The organism is Mucilaginibacter polytrichastri, from assembly GCF_001911425.1.
Taxonomy (GTDB): Bacteria; Bacteroidota; Bacteroidia; order Sphingobacteriales; family Sphingobacteriaceae; genus Mucilaginibacter; species Mucilaginibacter polytrichastri.
The window spans coordinates 4,794,081-4,818,698 of record NZ_MPPL01000001.1 but is presented as its reverse complement, the minus strand read 5'-3'; the positions used below and the strand labels follow the sequence as shown (position 1 = coordinate 4,818,698).

Below are 24,618 nucleotides of genomic sequence, written 5' to 3'. Positions count from 1 at the left end.
GGCTGACATGGAAAAGGGCTGGTTTTAGATACCGAAAACCGCCTGGAGAAATGCGCCCAGTAAAACCATAAACAAGGCGGAAAAGAACCAGGCGGACACTTCGGCCGTGAAGCGCTCGCGGCCCATCTGTAAATTGTGGTAGATACGCACTGCACCAATGATGCCCAGGATGGCGGCCACAACGAGCGAAAGATCACGCGCCGAAAAGAACGATTGTGTAAGGTCCGAACGGGCCTCCTGCATTTCGGTAATACCGGGTTGGGCAAAAGCCGCCGCCGGTAAAAACAGGACAAAAACGAGTAGCTTTTTCACTTAGAAAGTAACCGACTGGTTGTAAGCGATGAGCTCTAATCTGGCAAGCTGAAAGAGGTCTTTGACGTTAACGCCGCCCAGGGCAGATGCAGCCACATCCGTGGTGCTTTTCTTTGTAGGCAGCGCACTTTTGTTTTCCAGTGCTGCCGGGGCTACCAATGTGGGAGCAACAGCTTCCTCAAAATGCAGTTCCGGCGCTGCTTCTTTTGTACCGGCATGTCTGCTGCGCATCAGGTCCCAGGCCATGTTGAGCACATAATAAAAGAAGTACAGCCCGGTTAACCAGGAAATGAATTTAATCCAGGTCATAAAGTCATGTTTTGAATAAATTGTTTAATGATCGCTTTGAGTTCGGGATTTCCCTCGAATAGCTGTTGGACGGCGAAGGCCACCAGTCGGGTGACATCCACACCTGTCGCCATTTTAAAATGGTTCAGGGTTTGCACCGTTTTTTCATCGAACCGAACATGGACGAGGCTCTTATGGTTCGCGTTGTCATAGGCCCTGATCAACCGGAGGATCTCCGCTTCTTCAGCTTTCGGTTTTTTGGCCTTTGGAGTCTTGGGTTGTTCCGGGTTTTCTGCCGGCGGCTGCGCGATACGGTTGCGTATCTCATCTGCGAGTGAAGTGATCTTCGTCATCGTATTACGCCTTTGCACTCAACGCTATCCTTTCAGAAATGGCCGCATAGACCTGGTCGAATACCGGGATAATGATAGGGATAACAGGCAGCGGCGTCATAAAAGTGGTGACCCGCTGAAAATCGATCCGGTCAGGTATCATAGCAGACATGGCACCCAGCTTTGATAATTGCTTGTTTACTTCCTGCATCGTCTCGTAACGGACGTTCGCTTTTACCCGGTTGGGAATAAAGATGATCGGGATGTCCGGGTTGATCTTGCGCAATACGATGGCAAAAAGGACGGTGGAGTCAAAACTGAACTCATCATAGGAGAACGGGCAGATCAAAAGGTCTGCCGAGCCGAAGATGGGTAAGAGGCCATCGTCATCCAGCTTGCCGGGCAAGTCGATCATGACCAGTTCTTCGGGCGACTGCATAATGGCGCTCTGCAAAACCGGGTAATGCGCGAGTTGTGCCGCGACCACATCGTAGGGTGGTTTGTTTTCCAACACCTTCGCCTTTTCAAATTTTTGGGCGATAGACTGCTGATAATCCATATCGATGAGCGTTACCTTCTGGTGCTTGACCATGGTCAGGTAGTTGGCGAGTAAAAGCGCGATGGTGCTCTTTCCGCACCCGCCTTTTTGGTTGCCGATAAGTATGTTCATGAAATTTTGGATTTAAAAGTTAACGGGTGTTGCTGCGCGCTTTCTTTTGCCTGCGCCTGCGCGGCCCATGGATCTGCTGATCGTCGATGTCGTTTGACAAATAAGGCCGGAAATAAGTCAGGGGTGAATGATCTGGGCGGTTATCCGGCGACTCTTCCATCGTTCCTTTTACAGACGACGTAACACCTAAAGCCGGGTTAATCATTTCGGCCAGCTTGAGTACTTCACTGCCTTTGAACACCCGCTGTTGCGTGTGATCAATGATGGTATAACCATACGGAGGCTTGTCGCCCGAAGCATGAAAGATCAGATCTATACCGAAACTTTCTTTCAGGAAATCGCCGAGGTCGGAACGGTAAACATTGGTTTGTAATGTTCTGCCACCGGAAAGGCTCACCGTTGCCCGTTCGGGCGCAGCGTTAAAAACGGCCTGGTATTTCCGAAAGATCGCCTTTAACTGAGTGGCACGCTGTTTATCGGGCACATACGACGCCAGACGTTCTTCCATACGCTGGCCGCTGATCGCAAACAGCTGCCGGCCGAATTTATGGAGCAAAAACTGGCCGTCCTTTTCATGGATGTGGTAACCCATTCCTTCCAGTAACAGCAGCACCTGCGCTTTGGTAGAACACTGATACTGCAATACTCTACTGGCATCTATCTGCGCCTGGTGGGCTTCGTCCTTTTGCAAAAGTTTATTCAGGCCGACTATGGCCCGGCGGTGTTCAAATGCGCTGTCTATCTTTTTACCCTCACGGCTGACCCGCGTGCTGACCATGTGAACGTGAGACTGATCGGTATCCCGGTGATGTACCAACAAATAAGGTTGGTCTTTGTAGCCCATCAGGTCGAGCCATTTTCCGGCGAGTTTTGCCAGCTTATCCTTGTCAAAAGAATGGTCAGGAGCCGAAATCATCGCATGAAACTGCGGTAGCCGTACATTCCGGTTCAGGCCCGACTGTGCTTCGAGGTAATTCCGGTAATCTTCAGGGCGTACTTCGTGCAGTTGGCGCAAAGCCCCGAAACCCGAAACTTTCATCAGGGTCGCCTGTCCTTTTGCAATCTTATCAAAATTGTAGGTGATGGCTTTAAAGGAAGCACTGGCACGGAAGATTTTAACGATCATAGCACATGGGGTAACCAAAGAGCGACATAACAACAGCGCAACCGAGCACCGTAACAGGTTAATGATGTAGCGTCCTAACTAAGTAGCCATAGATCAGGACAACAACAACAACACCCGATCAAGCTAACACCCAATCAACCGAACATTCGCTCAATGGATCAATAGATCATCATAGCACGCTAACTGCAGCGCAAAGTATCGCTCTATCAAAAGATCAGTGAAACAACCTAACTGGGTAGCTATGTAACCCATCAGCCATGTATCGGCAGAGAAGGCGAACGGTATAACAGGAGAACCGGCGAGCAAGGTAGCAGCCTATCAAGCTACCGGTATAACCCAATAGCAATACATCACCATAACCGGGCAACAGGAGATCAGGGTATCAGTGACCTGATGAGTTTCCGAAACAACAAAGCCAGTTCCACCTGGTCACTTTCATGACGGCGCAGCAAACGGTTGTACTCCTCAATAACCGGCGGTGACAACAAGCCCCTTTTTTGAAGGCGGTTAGCATAACGTGCAAGCTGGTTGATGTTATTTCCGCTCCTGGACAGTTCCAGGCTGATCGCATCCAGGCGGTTCATCAGTTCCCGGGCGTTTACAACCAACCCCTTACTATCATTCAATAATTTCCGCCTGACCAGCTCGGTTTTCTTCAAACCCAGTTCCTTTTCCAATGCCTCCACCTGGCGGTACTCCGCCTCGGTAAAACGCACATCGATCTTGAAGGATCGTTTACCTTTGCCTACCGGCGGCCTGCCACCTTTGTTCCGGCTCATAAATAAAGAAATTGAGTTGCGAAATTTCTTCCCCCGGCATCAGCCGGGCAAGATTCTTTTTGGTAGACTGGAAAACCCAAAGGGGTTTCCGTCGGACAAAAAGACATCTTGCAGGGTAAAAAACAAGAAGACCCTTGTGTTACTAAAATGGTGCCTTTTCGATAATATGGACCCTTAACGCTCAAAGGGGACCTCGATGTTTTTGAAAAGGTCTTTCGGCTTTTTAGCCTCATGTTCGGCACGTGCTTCGGAGCGCCGCTTTTCGTTGTAATCGTGGTGACCCTTGAAAGCTGATATGCCGTTATTTGCATAAGGTAACTCCGTGATAAACTGTCGTAGCGATTGATGCCCTTCAGGGCTGTGGTCAAAATACACGGCCAACTCTGGATATCGCATGGCAACCTTAATAGCGGCAGGCAGCAGGCTATAGCTGTTTATAATTAATGCACTGTTTGATAAGTCGGGATGCTCATGTTTCCAGCTTAAATAGTCGAAGATATCCTTGAATACACACAAGCGCCGGCTGTCTCCCGCCAGTAAGGTAAGCCCTTTATTCGCCAGGCAGCCTTTGAAATATTTGTTGCGCACCTGCCAGCCGCCGTGTTCATTACGATATCCCGCCGCCGCATAAAGAGTGGGTTTTTGGTGTGTGTCTACCTTATGGTAGTGAACTTCCTGCAGTACTCCCTGTGCTTCTTCCCAGATCCCGCGCCGTTCCAGGAATTGCCGGATGGACGTTGTTTGGCCAAGTTCACAAACCTTGTCGATCCGGAAATAGGGTAGTTTCAAGCTTTTGCGTCGTCTCTTTCCAGCTTGTTTTACCCCAGCAACAGCGGGCAGCACCGCCTGGTGCATCACATCGTTTAGCTTACCGCAGACCTCCCGGGTAGCAAGACCGGGCCAGAAAGCCAATCCAAAATCGATCACGTTACCGCCTTTTCCGGTGCGTTTGTCATACCACATGCCGAGGGTGTCGTTGACGCAGAAAGACGGTTTTTTACCGTCCTGGTGAAGAACGCTTCGATAGACAGATTCCCGCCCGGAATTATGGACGGGTTGGTAGCCGAGCCGGGCAAGGAGTGCGGTGATCGATACTTGTTCGCGGATGGCCGCAGGATTCATTGTCGTTTGCATCATGTTTTGAATTATAGTTGGCGCCAGATTTCTAGGCATCTGACGATGGCCTCTATCTCTATGCGGTCGATACGCCAGGCGGCGGTGTGATTGCCGTCGCTGCGTATTGTCAGCTCGTGTTTGGCGAGCAATTGTTCGATGTTACGCCGGCCATAGCGCCGGTAGGCCTCCCGTTTTTTCAGATAGGGCGACAGCTTTCCGGTGCGGGTCAGTGCAATAATGGCCCCGAGTTCGGCGGCCTCGCGGACGATAGTTCGTAGTTGTTGGGTAGTTAAGGGAATTTCCATAAGCGGTGCAATAAAAAAGGGGCTCCAATTGGAGCCCCTTCAAGACAAATTCGGGACATACTCACGTCGTATTCTACAATACGGGCATCTCAGCCTGCCCGGGCGCTTTCAGTATATTGCGATTTTACGCTCACCTTCGCCCGATTTCCGCTTTTCAGCGGATAATGTTTCGTCCCCACATGTCAAATAACGCCCATTATTACTCTGCCACTGGCAGATAGGTTAGTCGGTTAACTGATGGCGATTACGGCCACAAGTTTAGCGCAACTTATTGTCGTCTTTGATGGTTGATAAGCCGACTTTCGTCAGGTTACACAGCCTCAGGATGACATTACAAAGATTGCTGGACGCTAAATTTTTGTTTCAAGAGGCACCACAGGGGGCACTAACGATTTTACTATTACATTAATTATTTATTTGAATATTAGACTATTGTATTCGGTCGCTAATTGCTTGGCTAAAAAATAAATGATTTATCAAATCAAATAGCCAAGTTTTGACGCATCACTAACCAGCCAAGAACTAATAAATGCTACTGAGATAATCAAAAATTTTACATGTACGGTAGCTCAAGAAATTAAGGCCCGCCATGCTGCTGAAATAGAAAATTACAAACGATAAATGATTAACCTTCAGTAAAAATGACTAGTAAAACCGTATTTCGTCTTATTCCGCGCTGAAAGGTATGCTGAACTTTGTATCAGTTTAAAACTTAAATTCAAGAAACATGAATACTGAAAAACAAATGCCGGCAATCAGTGAATTGAAACCAGGAAAAAATGCGGTTTATTTTGCAAGTAACGGCGAAACGTTAGGTGGCGATCTTTACCTGCCGGAAGACTTTGAGCACGGGAAAAAATATCCAACCGTAATATATACCCGCCCCGGCACCCAGGTGAAAGAACAGACCGGCGCCGTTTATGGCCAGAAATTAGCAAAAAAAGGCTATGTTTTTTTATCATTCGACCCGAAGAACTTCGGTGAAAGTACCGGAACGGTCCGCAATTTTGAATCCATTCATAATATGGTGCCCAATACGACGGATGCGATCAGTTTTTTAAGAACGCTGCCATTTGTAGATCGTGAAAACTTCTTTGGCCTGGGCGCTTGCGCCGGTGCACCTTATATCTGCACCGTGGCACTTGGCGATATGCGGATAAAGGCAGTATCAACTATAGTCGGTAATTTCGATGCCGCTGCCGCTTTATTTGGCGCCTATCCTAAAGCCGTAATCGATCATATGCTAAAAATCGCTGCTGATGGAAAACAGAAATTCTATGAAACAGGAGAATACGACACCGCCCATTTATTTGGCGGCGAAGACAAGCTCCCACCAGCTGAAAACGCCTCGCAGGCCATGAAGGACGCTTATGCATATTATTTTTTAAGAGCGGGCCAGGATAAATGTCCCAACTATTCACCTTACTTCCCGACCATCGGCCTGCCGGTAGATCCGGCACGGGTTTTCGTTAACCAGGCCAAATATTTGAGCACGCCATTTTTAGTTATTGCGGGCAGCAAAGCCTTCACCAGGGAGATGGACGAAAATGTGTTTGATATAGCCGCGGAACCAAAGGAATGGTTGGAAATAGAGGGCGCAACACATATGGATCTATATGATGTCGATCCGTACGTAGACCAGGCCATTGAGAAAACAGATGAGTTTTTCAAAAAATACTCGACTGAAAGTTAATACGTTTGTCAATAACCACATCAAGGTATAAAATACTTTGGTGTGGTTTTTCATAAGTTGCAATAAAAGAACAACTCTTAATTGAGCACGACCATGAAAGATGAAAAATTCAGTACGATAAACTCCATTTCCGAGCTGCACCGGATGCTCGGTTATGCGAAGCCCAAACATCCCCTGATCTCCCTGATCCACACGAAGGACATCAATATGCCGGAGGAGTGGTACGGAAAGAAACTGGTGCTTGACTTTTATAACATTTCCTTAAAGGAGAAATACGGCGAACTGAAATATGGTCAGAACTACTACGATTTCGAAGAAGGAACATTGATCTTTACCGCTCCGGGACAGGTTATTACGCCGGTTAAAAGAGCGCAGCCCCAGGTTCAGTCGGGCTGGTCGCTTTATTTTCATGTCGACCTGTTAAGGGCGTCCAATTTTGCCGAAAAGATAAAGGGTTATTCCTTTTTTTCCTACTTCACGAATGAAGCCCTGCATATTTCGGATGATGAGAAACGTATTTTGTATGATTGCGTTTTGAATATAGAAAGGGAATATAACCAGAATATAGACAACCACAGCCAAAACCTGATGGTTTCCAATATCGAACTTTTACTGAATTATTGTACGCGGTTCTACGGCAGGCAGTTCATTACCAGGACCCATCAAAATAAGGATACCGTCACCCGGTTCGAGCAATTTTTGCAGGATTATTACCAAAATACGCCGATAGACCGGAGAGGTTTACCTACGGTAAGTCAATGTGCGGAGGCGGTTAATTTATCACCGCATTATCTGAGTGACCTGTTAAAAAAGGAGACGGGGAAGAACACCCAGGAGCACATTCATATTTTTGTTATCGAACAGGCTAAAAATAAGTTACTGAGCACCAAGGATACGATCAGTGAGATCGCGTTTCAGCTAGGCTTTGAGTATCCGGCTTATTTTGCCAAGGTATTTAAGTCAAAGACAGGAATGACACCGGTAGCCTATAGGAAATTTACTGAAAACTAAGTTGTTTAACCGCTAAAATTAAATTTCATGAATAATCAAAAAATATGGTTTATTACCGGCGCATCCAAAGGAATGGGATTGTTGCTGGCCAAGTTATTGTTAAGCCAGGGGTATCAGGTGGCTGCCACCTCCCGGAAAGCGGAGCAATTGATAGCAGGTATAGGCGCAAAAAGCGATGATTTTTTACCGTTGGCAATGGACCTGACTGATAGCGACAGCGTAAAGGCAGCAATTGATCAGGCCATAGCGCATTTCGGTGGTTTGCACGTGGTGGTCAACAACGCCGGTTTTGCCTTCGTGGGCAGCATAGAAGAATTGACTGACGCGGAATTCAGGACTGCGCTGGACGTAAACCTGTTCGGCACGGTAAACGTGATCAGGGCTGCCATGCCGCAGTTGAGAACACAAGGGAGCGGTCATATTATCAATATTGCCTCTGCCGGCGGCTATGTTGCGGTGGCAAATGTGGCCAGTTATGCCGCATCAAAATATGCCATGGTAGGGTTAACTGAGGCTTTGGCGCAGGAAATAGCGCCATTCAATGTCAAGGCAACCGTTTTATTACCCGGCTCATTCAGAACTAACTTTTTAGAGGAAGGGTCACTTACCTATACAAAACATCCTATTGACGGCTATGCCAGCGACAAGACGGTCCAGGGGATGTCGGCTAGAGCCGGTAAGCAGCCCGGTGATCCTCAAAAGTTAGTGGCCGAGATCATCAACTTAGCCAAACTTGAAAATCCACCAGTTCACCTGATCCTCGGTCCGGATAGCTATAAACTGATCATGGATAAAAGGGCCAAAGACCTGGAGGAATTCGAGGCCTACAAAAACGTTACGATGTCCACAAACTTGTAAGTGTCGGCTAACTGGTCAGCCATATTTCAAAGACAACACTATTTCCAAACCGTATAACGGCGATATAGTTGATTAGCCGTTATCGTAAATGCCGCTCCTTGCACGGAGCGGCGTTACTTGTTAACTACTAACAGATCTTATAAAGAACGTTGTGCAAAAGATCAAAATATCCTGCCGGTTGTCCGGCCCTTTAGTGATTTTAGTTGAATAAGGATGCCAGTTTTTTGTACAAATCGTCACCCCTTAAGTTCTTGCCGATGATCTTCCCGCTTGGGTCAACCAGGAAATTCTGCGGGATGGCAAGAACGCCATATTGCCTGGCAACCGTGTTTTGCCAGAATTGAAGGTCAGAAACTTCGGTCCAGGTAAGTCCGTCGGCCTTGATTGCTGACATCCAGGCATCCTTCTTGCCGGGCTGATCTAAGGAAACCCCCAGCACGGTGAAATTTTTGTCCTTATATTTCTCATAGGCCTTAACGACGTTTGGGTTCTCTGCACGGCACGGACCGCACCAGCTTGCCCAAAAATCTATCAATACATATTTGCCCCGCAAATCTGTCAGGCTTACGGGTTTATCGTTAACATCATTTTGCGTAAAAACCGGGGCCATGGCACCTATGGCGGTCACCTTAGCTGTGGCGATTGTTTTTGCCAATTGCTGACCTGACGTGTTATTTTGCAACTGCGGCGATAGACTTTTGAACAAGGGTTCTATTTTTGCCGGGTCCGGATTAGGACCGGCAATTTCTGAAAGGGCAGCCAGACTTAAAAAGGAGCCAGGGTTTTGTTTAATGTAGACGGTCATGGCATCTAACTTTGCATCAACCGCTTTTGTAAAACGTGCCCTTTGGCTACTTTCATAAGCCGTATCACTGTGCATGGCCGCAGTCGCGGCATTGTATTGCTGAGTTATCGCCTTTATTTTAAGATTTTATTCCGGAGGGATTGGTACAGATAGCCGGATACGTTGATTTGAAATTCTATAGTGGCACGCCTGGACCATAAATAGCTAAAAACATCCTGAACTACATCCTTCGCTTCTTCGCGGTCCTGTAATTTTGAATAAGCGTGGGTGTATAATATACCGGTATAGCGGTAATAAATTTCTTTATACGCGTTGGAATCATCCTTTTTAATGAGGGCAATAAGTTCGAAATCGCTTAGATCAGTGTAAAAAAGCATTGTGCGTATAGTCGAATATACGATAAATTATCTAATACAAAGTATAGGTAAGCAGATTCAGCTTGTTTCCGGAACCTTACTGAAAATTTAATTTCTGACTGACTTTTTTCAGGTAGGAGTTCCCAATGGGAATAATTATTTTATCGATCTCTATTTGGGCCGCTGAATAGGCACTGATATGGTCAAGTGAGATAATGAAGGAACGGTGTACCCTTAAAAAATGATTGGCAGAAAGCATTTCTTCAAAGGAAATCAGAGAGCGGTAAGTGACCAGGCTTTTTCCTTCGAAATGGATCTTGACATAATCCTTCAGCCCTTCAATGTAAAGGATGTCCTTCAATTGTACCCTCACCATTTTCTTATCCGATTTGACATAGATGAAACCATCCGGACTGGCGTCGACGGCCCTTTGATTGCTGAGGTTAAAGTTTTTGGGATTCCTGAGCGATTCGTATCTATCGATGGCCTTTATAAAACGATCGAACGAGATCGGCTTCAGTAAGTAATCAATTACATTTAACTCATACCCTTCGAGTGCATACTCCCTGTAAGCGGTAGTTAGTACAATTGCGGGCGGATTTTTTAAGGTGCGTAAGAGTTCTATCCCGGTCAAATGCGGCATGTGTATATCTAAGAACACCAGGTCAACCGCGTGTTTTTCCAGCATATTGTAAACTTCAGCACCGTTGGCGCACGTGCCGGTGAGATTTAACTTCTCTAACCGATGAACATAATTTTCCAGGATATCTCGCGCGAGTGCCTCGTCATCTGCTATCAGGCAATTAATCTTTTTCATAAGTTAATTTTAAGTTCAGCTTCAAAAAGGCCATTATCGGCCGACAGGTTAAGTGTATAATTTCCGGGGTAAGTCAGCTCCAATCTCTTCCTGACGTTTGCAAGCCCCAAGCCGTGGCCGCTTTCTCTGGCATGATCGGGATAGCTGTTTTCAACCTTCATAAAAAGTCTTTGTTCAGTCAGTTTAATCGCGACGGTAATCCAGCCGGCATCATTTTCTATACCATGTTTAAAGGCATTTTCCACAAAGGGGAGCAGTATTAAGGGCGCAATTAGTTTGCCTTCGACAGGACCCGAATAATGGAAAGAAAGGTCCACACGATCAGCAAAACGCATTTCCTCTACCCTCATGTAATTCTCCAGATGGCTGATCTCATCAGTTAACAAGATTTTATCCGCCCGGGTCTCGTAAAGCATATAATGCATCAGATCGGAAATCCGGAGCGCGAATTTTCCGGCATCATCCGATTTTTTTAAAATCAGGCTATACAAGGTATTCAGGGTATTAAAAAAGAAGTGTGGGTTAATCTGTGCCTTCAGCAAACCCATTTCGGCCGAGAATTTTTCCAGCTGGAGCTCGCGCAGATTTTTTTCCCGTTGATATGCATTACGCATCAACTGAATCACCATGGTTATCGCCAACATAGGAAGGGCCTCAATAGAAAGCCTTAAAATGCGTACCGGTATCCAAAAGTGTTTATTTTCCATTTTATACCTCACCGGGTCATGCAACTGCTCCCAGGGCAGTATCACCTCATGCGTAAAAAAGCGGATCAGCAAGCCTCCTGTCAACAGCAAAACAACCAACCCGAATATATACCTGATATATCTCTCCTGGTAAAAATATAGAGGCATTAAAACGTATAAATTGATATAGGTTAATAAGATCGTGACCGGTAAAGTGGCAACGATAACTGACGGCGCTAACCGGAAGGTAAGCTGATCGGTGTATTCCCAGCCATAGCTGATGGCCTGGTACAGCATATAAACCAGCCAAAATAACAGATGCTGCGTAATGGTTTTATAGGTTACCTGACCTCTCATTTCCATGGTTCAAATTTGAACATTCTTTTCTTAAACAAATAAACTCGGCAAACAGAAATTCCCGGACCCGTGCAGATCAGGGCCTCACCCGGTTTTGTTCTTCATCCGAACTTTTTTGATGTTGCCTGGCCGCCTTGATATTATTGCTGCCAAACCGGTAACTACAGGTTAACCGAGCGATCCTGCTTTCCGCTTTTACGTAATTATTATAATTCTGCGAAGGCAGCGTGCTGTTCGTGACCAGCTTCCAGGAATTGAGCAAATCGTCCACCGCAAACTTAAAATTCAGCTTTTTAGAAAGCAATGATTTGCTAATGCCCGCATCCAGCCGGTGCTGGCTTTGAATCGTAAAAGTTCCTTCCAATCCCCTGGTTCGGTACCTACCCGATACTTCAAGATCCATTGTTGGCGTCAGCATAACGGTTTGGATCGTATTAAAACTAAATACCACTCTGCCACTGCTGTAAGGCATGCCTAACAGGTCAGGGGAGCTGAACCTGCCGTAAAAAGCGGTCAGGCTGTTGTTGGTGGTCCACCAGCTGGTGATGGTTACCGGTGCATCAAAGTTGAAATCGAATGATGTATAACGGGCTATATTCTGGGGCGTATTATAAAGGGTCTTCCTAACTGTATCCGTTGTTACGACCTGCGAGATCACGTCATTGGTGTGGTTGTAACCAAAGGTGACGTTGAACGTCTTGTTGTAAGCATATGACAGCTCAAATGAATTGGTGAACTGCGGCCTTAAATAGGGATTGCCAACCGCATAAGTGTACAAATCCACGAATTTGATAAAAGGGTTGAGTGAAGCGTAGTCCGGACGGTCAATTCTTCGGCTGTAGGAAAATCCGACTTCATTATTTGTTGACAGTACATGGTTAATAAAAACACTCGGGAATAAATTTAGATAATGGGAGGCAACCACACTTTGCGAGGTCAGAGAATTTCCGTTAGAATTGGTTTGCTCTGCACGTAATCCTAACTGCACTGTTGTGTTTTTAAATTCCTGCTGAACACTGCCATAAGCCGCGTTTATATTTTCGCTGTAGATAAAATGATTGCTGTTCAAATTGTCAGCTTGCCAATTATTATTCAGGAAGTTTTGAAAGATTGAATTGTTATCTGTCTTTACATAACTGCTTTTCAGACCAGCATTAAATTTTAAGTCCTTAGTTATGGAATAAGTATAGTCGGCTTTAACGGCCCAGATACGTACTTTGGCCGGTGTGAAATTTCTGAAGATGTCCGCAGGACCTGTTGTTAAGCCGGCTGCATTCGAAAAGAAATTGTTGTAGCTATCGAGCCGGTCGCGGTTGTAGACGGAATAATCCATATCCATATTGATCTCCTGACCGAGGGTATCCAACACGCCCTTATAGTTGAGGTTGTAAGTGATGTTCCTGTTCCTTGCTGTGGCAGTGTTGTTCGCCCTGACCACTGAGTCCGTCGTCATTGGCCGGTTACCGATCAATGTTAATACGTTGCCATTATCATTCGCATTGCCTGAGTTGCCGTTCACCGCGAATCCGAGCGTATTCCTAGAATTGATGAAATAATCTAATCCGGCTTTATAATTTGTATTATATCTCTGGCCGATCGTTCTGCCCGTTTGGGTAAAATAGGTAGGATCTGTAACCGTATTATTAATCCTGGTGATATCGTTATCCAGCCACCTTTCATTATGATTATAAGACAAGTTTGCAAATACGTTGAGCTTTGCTTCACGATGATTGATGGTGACGTCGCCATTTTCCTTGGCAAATTTACCATAACCCGCACCAAGCGCAACAGAGCCATTGGTGCCAAAATTCTTATTCCTCTTCATTCTGATGTTGATGATCCCGGCAGTTCCGGCGGCGTCATATTTTGAAGAAGGATTGGTGATCAGTTCTATCGTTTTGATCTCACTGCCTTGCGTAGCATTAAGCAGGTTGGTCAGATCTTCACCTGATAGGTAGGTGGGTTTTCCGTCCAGCATAATCGTGACACCCTGTTTACCTTTTAAACTGATTAAACCGTTTTGGCCCACTGAAACTCCGGGCGCTTTTTGCAGGATCTCCAACGCAGTATTGCCTGCCGCGATTGAGCTGTTCTCAATATTTAAGACGGTCTTATCGACCTGCCTTTCTATTAATGGCTTACGATAAACAATGCTGACACCAGCCAATTGTTGAGCTGCCGGGGTCAATTGTATATCGCCAAGACTAAAAACTTTCTGATCAGCTTTTATCGAATACGGGCCTTTAACAATCTTCAAATAGCCCATCACGCTAATGGAGAAAATATAGCTGCCTTCCGGCGCATCCAGCGTAAATGTTCCTTTATCATTAGAAGAGCTACCTTTTATAAAAGTGGAATCAGCAGCTTTTAGTAAATTGATTGTCGCATAACCGAAGGGATTTTTATGCTCATCAATGATCTTTCCCGTTATTTTACCTTTTTCCGAAATTTGCGCTTTTACCTGGATGGCTAACAGGCCCATCAGGCAAAAAATTAATATAAACTGCTTGTTCATCATCTGATTATTGCACACCGGCGCTATATGGCCATGTTTTTTATGGATGCAAATAAAAGAAGTTGTAATTCCGGAATTTTGGTTTTTAGCTAAACAGGGCATTTGAAGCCACGAAGAGTGATTTTTACACGGTGCCTTAGATAAGCTCAATGCCTATCATAGCAATTAAGCTAAAAAATAATCGCTTAATTTGATTTTATTTATGATTTGATGTTAATTCCATTAGAACTGCAAGTGGATAGGTGCTCTTTTGGGATAATTCAATAAAATTAGGTTAACTTTTAGTAACTTTATAGTGACAAAAGCATAAAGATGGCAATAAAGTCCCTTCATGATGAGAGTGAACTGCTGCAAAAAGTAGCTGAAGGGGATCAGCGTGCGTTCCGAATCCTTTATGACCGATATTATCAGAATATTTATGCCTTTTCGCTTCACTTACTGAAATCTGAGTTATTAGCTGAAGAAGTGGTACAGGAAACTTTTTTAAAATTTTGGAAGCTCGGGTATGAACTAAATAGTCTCATTAACCTGGAAAGTTACCTGATCGCTATTGCCCGTAATCGATCATTGGATCTGCTGCGGCGGAACAAACTTGAGGTCAGGGCAGATCAGCAGCGTCATTTCGATTGGTCGGAATCCCATAATGATACTGAAGAAAGCATCATTTTAAATGACACCCGTAAAATACTTAAAAACGCAATAGAAAAGCTTCCGCCACAACAAAAGTTAGTTTATGAACTCTGTCATCAAGAAGGTTTAAAATACGAGGAGGCAGCGCAGCGACTTAACTTATCAAGTTTTACCGTACAGTCTTACATGAAGCTTGCACTGAAAAGCGTCCGCAAACATATTAGGGAAAACACAGACATTGCGGTGTTACTTATCATATTTAAAATTTTTTAGTTTCAATACCCCCGAAACATTCAGCGCTTCGTCTACCATAAAAAAGACTGTTAATTTAGTGTGAACCCAACGCTAAATTACTAAGCTTATAAAGATGAACAAAGACAGGATAATTTACTTATGTCAATGCTATCTCGATAACTCGGCTTCAGAAGATGAACTCCGCGAATTCGAAAGTGTATTAGCCGATCCACAACAGGATGCTCTTTTGAAAAAAACTTTCGATAGCAGTTATTATACGCTCGTCAGGAGCCAGCAAGCTCCTGTTAACGAGGTTGCTAAGGAAAATTCATTTAAATATATCATTAGCCAACCACAAAGTAAAAGACTGCGTAGTTTCTGGCCGCGATTTGTCGCCGCAGCATCAATTTTGCTAATCCTGGGATTTGGCAGCTACTTCCTGATTAAAAAACAACAGCCGCCACAAATTGCCCAAAATCAAAAACAAGATCTGGATCCGGGTGGTAACCACGCTATTCTAACTTTAGCGAATGGACAGAAGATCATATTGACCGGAATAAAAAATGGGCAACTGGCATCACAAAATGGTGCTTTGATTAATAAAACTGCCGATGGGCATGTAGTTTACCAACCCGACCCGACAGGATCCAAAATAGTTTATAATACGATGAGTACGCCACGCGGAGGCCAATACCACCTAACGCTGGCCGATGGTACCAACGTTTGGCTTGATGCAGCTTCATCGATTACTTATCCGGTTGCCTTTAGAAATACTGACAGGGAAGTGACAATAACCGGGCAGGTTTATTTTGAAGTGGCGCACAAAGCCACAGTGCCTTTTAGAGTAAAAGTTAAAGGTCAAACCGTTCAAGATATAGGTACGCATTTCAATATTAACGCTTATGATGATGAATCAAGCATAAAAACCACACTACTTGAAGGAAGCATTAAAGTGTCTAAAGATGACGTATCAAAAATATTAGTTCCAGGTGAACAAGCTTTTACCTCAGCTGCAAATGTGGGAATCAAAATCTCTCAAGTCGATACCGAAGGCGTTATCGCCTGGAAAGAAGGCCATTTTCATTTTGATTCGGATGATATACAAACGGTTATGCGCCAATTGGCCAGATGGTATGATGTAGACGTAGAATATTCCGGAAGCGTACCGGTAAGAGAATTCAGCGGCAATATCAACCGTAACACCAAAGCTTCAGCCGTACTAAAAATCCTGAGTCTATCTAAAGTGAATTTTAAAATTGACGGCAAAAAGATAATAGTTACACCTAAGTAATGATAAACATAACTAACAGATTGATTAACCCTTAAACAATAAAAATGGCAAAACAAGTACAAAGATAGACCGCATTTATGCGTGGGTTATAATGAAAAAACCGCGGCAGTGCTTCGACCTACTGCCACGGAAATATCCGGATTAACCCTTCCCGAGAGAACTCGGGATAAACAATTTGAATCAGAGTTTAAAGTATTAACCCAAACTGTACAAATGTATGAAATTTAGTGCTACTAGCATAGCTGTGTCTAAGCCAGTCCGGCTTAATGTCTCCAAAATATTATTGATTATGAAGCTTACTACGCTTTTACTGATAATAGGCCTTCTTCAGGTCAGCGCAAAATCATTTAGCCAAATAACGCTGAATGAAACAAATGCGCCTGTTATTAAAGTTCTGGAATCTATAAGAAAGCAAAGCGGTTATGATTTCTTTTATGATAAAAAGGAATTAAAAGATCAAAAGATTAGTATCAAAGTAACAAATTCTTCATTATCTCAAACTTTATCTCAATGTTTTAAATCAATCGCTTTTGATTACCAAATAGTTGAAAAGAACGTAGTAATTACGGCAAAAGAAGACGTAATGCCTTCAGTAAAATTAGTTACAATTGCTGCCGACACGTTAAATCTTCACTTAACCATAATCGGTGAAAATAACAAACCGCTTCCAGGGGCAACCATTACCGTAAAAGGCAGCGATATGAATTTTAAATTCGTTGGTGAATCTTTATACAAAGTCGCAGCCGGACCTGATGGAATCGTAGACCTTAAAGGAATAAAGAAATCGGCTTTAATAAAAGTATCTTATGTTGGATATATTACAAAAGAAGTTAAAGCTAAGGCTAATTTATCCACTATCTCGCTTGAAGTGGGTAATTCATCTCTTGATGAAACACATGTTATCGGTTACAGTTCAGAGTCACGCCGTTTCAGTGTTAACTCCACCACGGTAATAACTGCTCAGGAGATTGCCGATCAGCCGGTAACTAACGTTTTACAGGCGCTGGATGGAAGGGTTCCGGGATTAAACATCAGTTCTACCAGCGGTGCGCCAGGATCACAGGTTCGCGCACAAATACGCGGTCAGAACACGTTGCCGGTTTCTGTCACTACTGCTGGTTTAAATAATTATAATCAACCATTGTTCCTTTTAGATGGTTTGCCGATTCCGGCTCAAAATACAAATATTGCTGCACTTCAATCTTTTGGAGGTAATAATGGCGATGTCCCAAATAGTGGTATAAGCCCGATAAATGGCTTAAATCCAAGTGATATAGAAAGTGTGACCATATTAAAAGATGCGGACGCAACTTCTATTTATGGCTCGCAGGGGGCAAATGGCGTAATTCTGATTACTACTAAAAAAGGAAAAGCCGGCAAAACTCAATTTAATTTGCAGGTTAATGATCAGGTTAATACTAATACCCGCCCTTATCAGATGTTAAATACCCAGCAATACCTGCAAATCAGACAGCAGGCTTACGCAAGTGATAAAATTACGCCGACAGCTCTAAATGCGCCGGACCTAACCGTTTACGATCAAAATAAATATACAAATTTCGCTAAAAATTTTTTTGACAGATCATCGAGCAATACAGATATACATGCAAGTCTTTCAGGGGGCTCTGATAATTCGACCTTTTATACTTCTCTGGGTTATACCAACTCCAATTACAATTTCCCAGGAGATTACGCGGATAAAAGGTTAACCCTCCACACTGCGTATCATTATAATTCTGTGAATAAAAAGTTGACGGTTGATTTTGGCACTGATCTGTCGAATGATCATAATAACTCTTCTGCGTCGCCCAATATTGCGACTGCATTATCATTGCCGCCAAATACACCGGATTTAACTGATGCTAATGGCAATTTGATATGGAATTATAAAGGCGTTGATATCACCAATTATCAGATTGAGGCTTATTTAAAACAACCAGCTTCCCTTCAAAGTTTTCTACTTAACAGTACGTTTAATCTTGGCTACGAGATATTGCCGGGATTAAAAATAACCTTAAATGCAGGATATGGCCGGGGAAATACAAATGAATATTTAGCCTTTCCTTTAGGGTCGCAATCGCCGTTGATTACTACAACAAGCGCTTCATTTGCTCAAGCCACTAATCAAACTATATATGTAGAACCGCAAATCACGTACAAACGTATAATTGGTAAAGGGGTTTTTAATGCTCTGTTAGGTGGAAGTTACAAAAAACAATTTGGTGACCAATTAAGTCAACTGGGTACTGGCTTTTCAAATGACGCTCTTTTAGGTTCTATTAGTAATGCTGCTGCGATAACAGCAACTGATAACCCTACTATATACAAGTATGCAGATGTGTTTGCCCGGTTGGGATATATATATAATAACAAATATATTATCAGTTTAACTGGTAACAGAGACGCGACAAGTGATTTTGGCCCTGGACGCCAGTTTGGTAATTTTGGATCTGCCGGTCTTGGATGGATATTTTCTGAAGAAGTAGGCTTTAAAAAACTATTGCCTGTTGTCAGTTACGCTAAACTTTCCGCCAATTATGGTACAACGGGAACAGATCCTGGCAGCGCCTATTTATTTCATGATTTTGCTGGTGCAAATCCTAATGGTTTACCTTTTCAGGGTACCAGTACCTTATATCCTCTCAACTTAAACAATCCCGTGTTTAGCTGGGCTACCAAGAAGGCATTGAACGTAGCTTTGGATTTTGGGTTATTTAATAATAAACTCTTAATAAATACAAGCTATTATATCAATCGTACAAGTGATCAGTTGATAAATGCAACTTTACCTATCCAGACCGGATTTAATACGGTATATGAAAATCAAAATGCCACTGTTCAGGATAAAGGTCTGGAAATTACAATTACTTCAACAAATATACGAACCCAAAACTTCAGTTGGACAACGTCTTTCCAGATCAGTGGCAACCGGAATAAATTGGTGGCATTTCCTGGCCTGGCTACCTCTCCTTATGCTTCGCAAATTACTATTGGATTACCGACAACTGAAATATACGCATATCAATACAAGGGTGTAGATCCAGCTACGGGTATATTTCAATTTTACGGTGCAGATGGAAAAACAGTTGTTCAATATCCCAATCCTTCATTAGCAGCCCAGGGTGGAGATAAAGTGCCGTTGGGCGATCTGGCTCCAAGGTTTCAGGGTGGGTTTGGCAATACATTTAAATATAAAAACTTGAGCCTATCGATCTATTGCTCATTCTCTGACCAAAATTTAGCGCCGAATTACTTATATGGTATGTATTCTAATTCCGTTATGGTACCTGGCACGGAACGAAATTTTCCAACCTCTATACTGGGCCAGTATTGGGAAAAACCAGGAGATAGCAAACCGCTCGAAAAACTAACGTCGGGAAAGGGCGGATTCTTTAGTTCATTCCCTGTAACCTACGCGGCTAGTAATTTTATAAATTCATCTGGTGCTTATAGTAAGGATTTCTATGTACGTGTAAAAACTGTAGCACTTTCATACACCCTGCCTGCCGAATGGGTTAAATCGTTACACATGAGCAATGCCAGAGTATTTATTAATGCTGAAAACTTGCTAACCTTTACCGGTTATAAATTCTTAGACCCAGAAACACCAGGATTATATTATACGCTTCCATTACAGCGAATTGTTAGCGGTGGTTTATCTCTTGACTTTTAATTCAACACAAAATGAAAAAAATACAATCAATCAAAAATAAGATCAACTGGGTGATATTTGTCTTATTTATTGCGCTGAGTTTTTCCTGTAAAAAGCTTATTCAAATCCCTGTACATAATGCAAACCAAATACCAATTACACAGGTGTTTGCTGATAGCGCCAGCACACTCGCATATGTTAAAGGAATTTATAATAATTTCAACGTAAATGTTGGTGGAACTCTAACGAGTGGTTTGCTTGACATTATTCCAGGCCGTACTGCAGACGAACTTTCCTATATAGGTGCCGGTGATGAAGATCAGAATACCATCTTGGTTTCTAACCCGGATATGGAAACCTTTTGGAGCAACGCATACACTAATATGTATCAAATTAATAGTTGTTTGGAGAATATTCCATCAAGCACGGTATTAAGCCAGCCATTAAAAAAACAATTATTGGGAGAAATCAAGGTAATACGCGCGTTTTATTATTTTAATCTGGTTAATCTTTTTGGTGGTGTGCCATTGGTTACCACTACAGATTATCATTTAACCGAATCGCTTCCGCGTGCCTCTGTCGATTCTGTTTACAGTTTAATTATTTCAGATCTGACTAGTTCGCAAAAACTACTTACGGCTACTTATCCTCAATTTACAACCACGCAAAGGGCTCGCGTTAACTTATATGTGGCCGATGCTTTGTTAGCCAAAGTTTACCTGTACAGGCAGCAATGGGCGCTCGCTGCAAGTACATCCAGCGTAGTTATCAATTCAGGAATTTATAGTTTGGTTTCTCTGAATAACGTTTTTTTAGATGGAAGTAATGAAGCTATCTGGCAGCTCCCGGCTACAGGCCTATATACTCAAACATACGATGGTTCAGCTTTTACGCCTTATCCAAATAGTATTCCGGCTTATCAGATTGCGCCTGCGCTCAGTAACGCTTTTGAAGCAGGAGATTTGCGTAAAACAGACTGGGTAGGAACGAACCCAGTAAATGATGGTGTCACTACTACGCTATATTACTATCCTGCTAAATATAAAAATAACACAGCCGCCGCAACACCCGCCGAAGATTTAATGTTTTTAAGGTTAAGCGAGCAATACCTGATACGTGCTGAAGCTTACGCGCATTCGGGTAATGCGCCGGGCGCTGTAGCGGATATCAACCAGATTCGAAACCCAGCACGTGTAGGTTTACCTAATTATACAGGACCTACTGATCAAACATCATTGCTCAATGAAATAATGCATGAACGCCAGGTTGAACTATTTTGTGAATGGGGAAATCGTTGGTTTGACTTGAAGCGGACAGGTACTATCAATAATGTATTAGGTGCTGAGAAACCTGGCTTTCAGCCATTTGCGGCGCTTTATCCTATACCTCTAACAGAGATACAAAACAACCCTTTTCTTTTGCAAAATCCGGGATATCCGGGAGCTAAATAAGCGAAACTACTTACCAATAATTTAAAAGTTTTCGGGATATAATTTATATCCCGAAAACTTTTATTTCAAAAATTAAGCATGGAACAACAAATTTTAAGTATTAAAAGTCTGTCTCATCGTTACAGCAGCAGCTGGGCAATACAGGACATTAACCTGGAAATAAACAGCACCGGTATTTTAGGCCTGCTCGGTTCAAACGGAGCCGGAAAATCCACCACCATGAATATTATGTGCGGGGTATTGAACCAAACTGAAGGCGATGTTTTTATAGGTGGGATCAATATGAGGGAAGACCCGGAAAAGGCTAAAAAGATGATAGGTTTTTTGCCACAAAACGCACCATTATATATGGATTTTACGGTAGACGAATATTTAGAATATTGTGCTTTCTTACGTTTAATAGAAAAAGATAAGATAAAGTCCGCTATTGGGTATGCAAAAGAACGCTGTGGCATTTCGCATTTCAGCAACCGGCTGATCAAGAATCTGTCAGGCGGTTATCGCCAGCGGGTGGGTATCGCGCAAGCCATTATTCACACCCCGCAACTGGTGGTACTGGATGAACCCACAAATGGTCTTGACCCCAACCAAATAGTAGAGGTACGGGCATTAATTAAAGATATTGCGACGGAACGAGCAGTGGTATTTTCTTCACACATATTATCAGAAGTACAGGTGCTTTGTAATAATGTCACGATGATAGAAGGCGGTAAGATAGTTTTTGCTGATACCATGGATGCATTCAATAATTATGTAGAGCCACATAGTGTATTGGTAACTATGCAAAATCCTCCGTCAACAGAGACATTGAGTAAAATTCCTGGTATAACAAAAGTTGAGGTGCTTACAGAAAGACAAATGCGGTTATTTTTTAACGGTGAAACGGAAATCACAGGTAAAATAATTGAGCTCAGCGTGCAAAATAGCTGGGAACTAAGAGAAGTTAGCCTGGACAAAAGTTCGGTTGATGAAGTATTTGCACAACTATCTAACAATAATCTTGCTAAAAAATAAACAATGAAAGTAGCACTTAAAATAGCTAAGGCCGAACTGAGTACTTTATTCTATTCGCCAATAGCCTGGTTTCTGGCCATCGTTTTTCTTTTCCAATGCGGTTTAACGTACACGTCCATGTTAGGGGAGCATTTAACCTTCCAGAACCTTGGCGGCTTCTATTTGTCGAATAACAAAGCGATGACACAGCAACTGTTTCCGGGTGGTGTATTTTATCTCGTTATAGGAAAGGTCTATTTATATATCCCGTTGCTTACCATGGGACTAATCAGCCGGGAACTCAATAATGGAACCATTAAATTACTTTACTCTTCACCTATTAAAATAAGCCAGATCGTCATCGGTAAGTTTATGGCTATGATGGGTTATAATTTTATCCTGATCCTGATTATATTCATGTACGAGGTCACCGGAATGTTCAATATTCCTTCTTTCGATTTGGGTATCTTATTAACCAGCCTTTTGGGAGTCTACTTGCTTTTGTGCGCTTATTCCGCTATCGGACTTTTTATGTCCAGCCTTACCTCTTATCAGATCGTTGCGGCTATCGGTACACTGGTAATGTTTGCTGTACTTCAATATATCGGAACGGTATGGCAGGATATTGATTTTGTCCGTGACCTTACCTACTTTCTTTCTATTTCCGGGCGAACTACACGCATGTTGCGCGGACTTGTCAGTACTAAGGACGTGATCTATTTCGGCCTGATCGTTTTTGTTTTTCTGGGATTTAGTATAATCAGGCTACAGTCAAAGCGCGAATCAAAACCCGGAAGAATAATAGCCGGTAGATACGCATTGATTTTTTGCTGCGTATTAATAATTGGGTATTTCTCGAGCCTGCCAGCATTAACCGGCTACTATGATGCCAGTGCCGGGAACCAGTGGACGCTCACATCAAACTCCCAAAAGATCATCAGCGAACTAGGTGATGGCCCATTGGAAGTCACTTCTTATATTAATTTGTTAGATAGCTATTATTTTTCCGGTAAACCCGATCAACGTAACATAGACCTGGATCGCTGGCTACCTTATTTACGTTTCAAATCGAATATTAAACTCAACTATGTTTATTACTATGACGATGTAATTCCGCTTACCGCAAAGACTATGCCTGCGGTTGCAAAAACAAAAGGACAAAAAGGGCCGGTAATCCCGGTGTGGGGAGCAGCTCAATACGCAAATGCTTATAAAGTGGATTTGAAGGACTTTAAAACGCCTCAAGAGATCAGGAAAATTATTGATTTACGGCCTGAGCTTAATCGTTATGTCATGCAGCTCAAATATAAAGGGAAAACCACTTTCCTTCGTATTTTTCAAGATTCCCGTGTTTTTCCTTCGGAAACAGAAACGGACGCCGCATTAAAACGCCTGATAACAAAACTTCCGAAAATCGGATTTTTAAATGGAGAACTTGAAAGAAGTAAAGATAAACTAAGCGACAGGGATTACCGCGTATCGACTAACATGATACCCTTCAGGTATTCTTTAATTAACCAGGGATTTGATGTGGAAAACCTGTCATTGCAAACCGGAGAGCTTCCGACTGAAATCGCTGCGTTGGTGATAGCAGATCCTAAAACCACTTTCACATCGGAAGGATTGGCTAAGATTCAACGATATGTTGCTGGCGGAGGTAATCTGTTTATAGCAGGCGAACCCGGAAAACAGTCAGTGGTAAACCCTATTCTCAAATTTTTAGGCGTACAAATGATGGACGGTGTTTTAGTGCAAAACGCTACTGACGATGTACCCGATTTGATCAAAGTTGGGTTAACCAAAAACGCACTCGATCTTTCAAACCAACTTCAGCAGTTGGTAATAAATAATAAAGGTGTTTCTATGCCCGGTGCAGTGGGGTTAACTTATACCGGCGGTCCATTTTCTGTTAAGCCTATCCTGATGACTGATAGCACAATAAATTGGAATAAAAAGGGCAAATTGGTGACGGATTCCGCAAAAGTTGTTTTTTCAGATGCAGATGGGGATACTAAAAAAGCGGTACCAACTATATTGGCACTTACCAGGCAGATCAATAATAAAGAGCAGCGCATCATTGTTGCCGGGGACGCCGATTTTTTATCAAATTCAGAATTGCAGAAGAGCCAGGAAGGTAATTTTATTTTTGGCGTTGGCATTTTTAAATGGTTTTCAAATGGTCAGTTCCCCGTTGATACAGACAGGCCGGAGAGTAAAGATAACCGGTTGAATATCACAGATAAAGGAATAAAAGCCCTTCAGATTTTATTCTTGGGGGTCTTACCAGGCTTATTAATACTAATCGCCGCTATTTTCCTTATCCGTCGTAAAAGAAAATAGT

Annotated in this window: 22 protein-coding genes; 9 read left to right on the top strand and 13 right to left on the bottom strand. The window is 43.2% G+C overall.

What is annotated here, in order from left to right:
* Window positions 1-24: 24 nt before the first annotated feature.
* From RG47T_RS20680 to RG47T_RS20645, 8 genes are all read right to left on the bottom strand, one after another.
* Window positions 25-312: a DUF4134 domain-containing protein gene (locus RG47T_RS20680; RefSeq protein ID WP_074491328.1), complete on the bottom strand. Its 288-nt coding sequence runs from the start codon at window positions 310-312 to the stop codon at window positions 25-27.
* Window positions 313-621 carry a hypothetical protein gene (locus tag RG47T_RS20675; protein ID WP_074491327.1) on the bottom strand — a complete coding sequence of 103 codons (309 nt, stop codon included), beginning with the start codon at window positions 619-621 and terminating at the stop codon, window positions 313-315.
* The gene (locus RG47T_RS20670) at window positions 618-953 is read right to left on the bottom strand and encodes a hypothetical protein (protein ID WP_074491326.1); all 336 of its coding nucleotides are present in this window, start codon (window positions 951-953) and stop codon (window positions 618-620) included. Before RG47T_RS20670 ends, RG47T_RS20675 begins: the two co-directional genes overlap by 4 nt.
* A 4-nt stretch (window positions 954-957) precedes the next feature.
* On the bottom strand, window positions 958-1,602 hold the full coding sequence (locus tag RG47T_RS20665) for a ParA family protein (protein ID WP_074491325.1): 645 nt from the start codon (window positions 1,600-1,602) through the stop codon (window positions 958-960).
* 19 nt (window positions 1,603-1,621) lie between these two features.
* A complete protein-coding gene (locus RG47T_RS20660; protein ID WP_139235714.1) occupies window positions 1,622-2,746 on the bottom strand; it encodes a relaxase/mobilization nuclease domain-containing protein in 1,125 nt (374 codons plus the stop codon).
* Between the two features lie 356 nt (window positions 2,747-3,102).
* On the bottom strand, window positions 3,103-3,507 hold the full coding sequence (locus RG47T_RS20655; RefSeq protein ID WP_074491323.1) for a plasmid mobilization protein: 405 nt from the start codon (window positions 3,505-3,507) through the stop codon (window positions 3,103-3,105).
* A gap of 174 nt (window positions 3,508-3,681) precedes the next feature.
* The gene (locus RG47T_RS20650) at window positions 3,682-4,644 is read right to left on the bottom strand and encodes a DUF8464 domain-containing protein (RefSeq protein ID WP_139235713.1); all 963 of its coding nucleotides are present in this window, start codon (window positions 4,642-4,644) and stop codon (window positions 3,682-3,684) included.
* Window positions 4,645-4,652: 8 nt separating this feature from the next.
* Entirely contained in the window at window positions 4,653-4,928 is a 276-nt protein-coding gene (locus tag RG47T_RS20645) for a hypothetical protein (protein ID WP_074491321.1), read from the bottom strand.
* A 727-nt stretch (window positions 4,929-5,655) separates the two neighbouring features.
* Between RG47T_RS20645 and RG47T_RS20640 the strand changes: the two genes are divergently transcribed.
* The 3 genes from RG47T_RS20640 to RG47T_RS20630 all read left to right on the top strand — a co-directional run bounded on the left by RG47T_RS20640 (window position 5,656) and on the right by RG47T_RS20630 (window position 8,490).
* Window positions 5,656-6,621: an alpha/beta hydrolase gene (locus RG47T_RS20640; RefSeq protein ID WP_074491320.1), complete on the top strand. Its 966-nt coding sequence runs from the start codon at window positions 5,656-5,658 to the stop codon at window positions 6,619-6,621.
* 93 nt (window positions 6,622-6,714) lie between these two features.
* On the top strand, window positions 6,715-7,632 hold the full coding sequence (locus tag RG47T_RS20635) for a helix-turn-helix domain-containing protein (RefSeq protein ID WP_074491319.1): 918 nt from the start codon (window positions 6,715-6,717) through the stop codon (window positions 7,630-7,632).
* Window positions 7,633-7,659: 27 nt separating this feature from the next.
* The gene (locus tag RG47T_RS20630) at window positions 7,660-8,490 is read left to right on the top strand and encodes an SDR family NAD(P)-dependent oxidoreductase (protein ID WP_074491318.1); all 831 of its coding nucleotides are present in this window, start codon (window positions 7,660-7,662) and stop codon (window positions 8,488-8,490) included.
* A 199-nt stretch (window positions 8,491-8,689) separates the two neighbouring features.
* On the opposite strand, the gene RG47T_RS20625 is transcribed toward RG47T_RS20630, so the two are convergent.
* From RG47T_RS20625 to RG47T_RS20605, 5 genes are all read right to left on the bottom strand, one after another.
* Entirely contained in the window at window positions 8,690-9,370 is a 681-nt protein-coding gene (locus RG47T_RS20625) for a peroxiredoxin family protein (protein WP_074491317.1), read from the bottom strand.
* 38 nt (window positions 9,371-9,408) lie between these two features.
* The gene (locus tag RG47T_RS20620; RefSeq protein WP_074491316.1) at window positions 9,409-9,672 is read right to left on the bottom strand and encodes an RNA polymerase sigma factor; all 264 of its coding nucleotides are present in this window, start codon (window positions 9,670-9,672) and stop codon (window positions 9,409-9,411) included.
* Between the two features lie 76 nt (window positions 9,673-9,748).
* Window positions 9,749-10,468 carry a LytR/AlgR family response regulator transcription factor gene (locus RG47T_RS20615; RefSeq protein ID WP_074491315.1) on the bottom strand — a complete coding sequence of 240 codons (720 nt, stop codon included), beginning with the start codon at window positions 10,466-10,468 and terminating at the stop codon, window positions 9,749-9,751.
* Window positions 10,465-11,517 (bottom strand): sensor histidine kinase, encoded by a 1,053-nt coding sequence (locus RG47T_RS20610; RefSeq protein WP_074491314.1) that lies wholly within the window; start codon window positions 11,515-11,517, stop codon window positions 10,465-10,467. Before RG47T_RS20610 ends, RG47T_RS20615 begins: the two co-directional genes overlap by 4 nt.
* 70 nt (window positions 11,518-11,587) lie before the next feature.
* Complete coding sequence (locus RG47T_RS20605; protein ID WP_171972576.1) at window positions 11,588-14,029, bottom strand: TonB-dependent receptor; 2,442 nt, start codon at window positions 14,027-14,029, stop codon at window positions 11,588-11,590.
* 309 nt (window positions 14,030-14,338) lie between these two features.
* Between RG47T_RS20605 and RG47T_RS20600 the strand changes: the two genes are divergently transcribed.
* From RG47T_RS20600 to RG47T_RS20575, 6 genes are all read left to right on the top strand, one after another.
* Entirely contained in the window at window positions 14,339-14,929 is a 591-nt protein-coding gene (locus tag RG47T_RS20600) for an RNA polymerase sigma factor (protein WP_074491312.1), read from the top strand.
* A 94-nt stretch (window positions 14,930-15,023) separates the two neighbouring features.
* Window positions 15,024-16,181, top strand: a complete 1,158-nt coding sequence (locus tag RG47T_RS20595) for a FecR family protein (RefSeq protein ID WP_074491311.1) — start codon at window positions 15,024-15,026, stop codon at window positions 16,179-16,181.
* Window positions 16,182-16,470: 289 nt separating this feature from the next.
* The gene (locus RG47T_RS20590) at window positions 16,471-19,854 is read left to right on the top strand and encodes a SusC/RagA family TonB-linked outer membrane protein (protein WP_245770841.1); all 3,384 of its coding nucleotides are present in this window, start codon (window positions 16,471-16,473) and stop codon (window positions 19,852-19,854) included.
* Window positions 19,855-19,865: 11 nt separating this feature from the next.
* Complete coding sequence (locus RG47T_RS20585) at window positions 19,866-21,284, top strand: RagB/SusD family nutrient uptake outer membrane protein (protein ID WP_074491309.1); 1,419 nt, start codon at window positions 19,866-19,868, stop codon at window positions 21,282-21,284.
* Window positions 21,285-21,362: 78 nt separating this feature from the next.
* A complete protein-coding gene (locus tag RG47T_RS20580) occupies window positions 21,363-22,298 on the top strand; it encodes an ABC transporter ATP-binding protein (RefSeq protein WP_074491308.1) in 936 nt (311 codons plus the stop codon).
* Window positions 22,299-22,301: 3 nt separating this feature from the next.
* Entirely contained in the window at window positions 22,302-24,617 is a 2,316-nt protein-coding gene (locus RG47T_RS20575; protein WP_074491307.1) for a Gldg family protein, read from the top strand.
* The last annotated feature ends 1 nt before the right edge of the window (window position 24,618 follow it).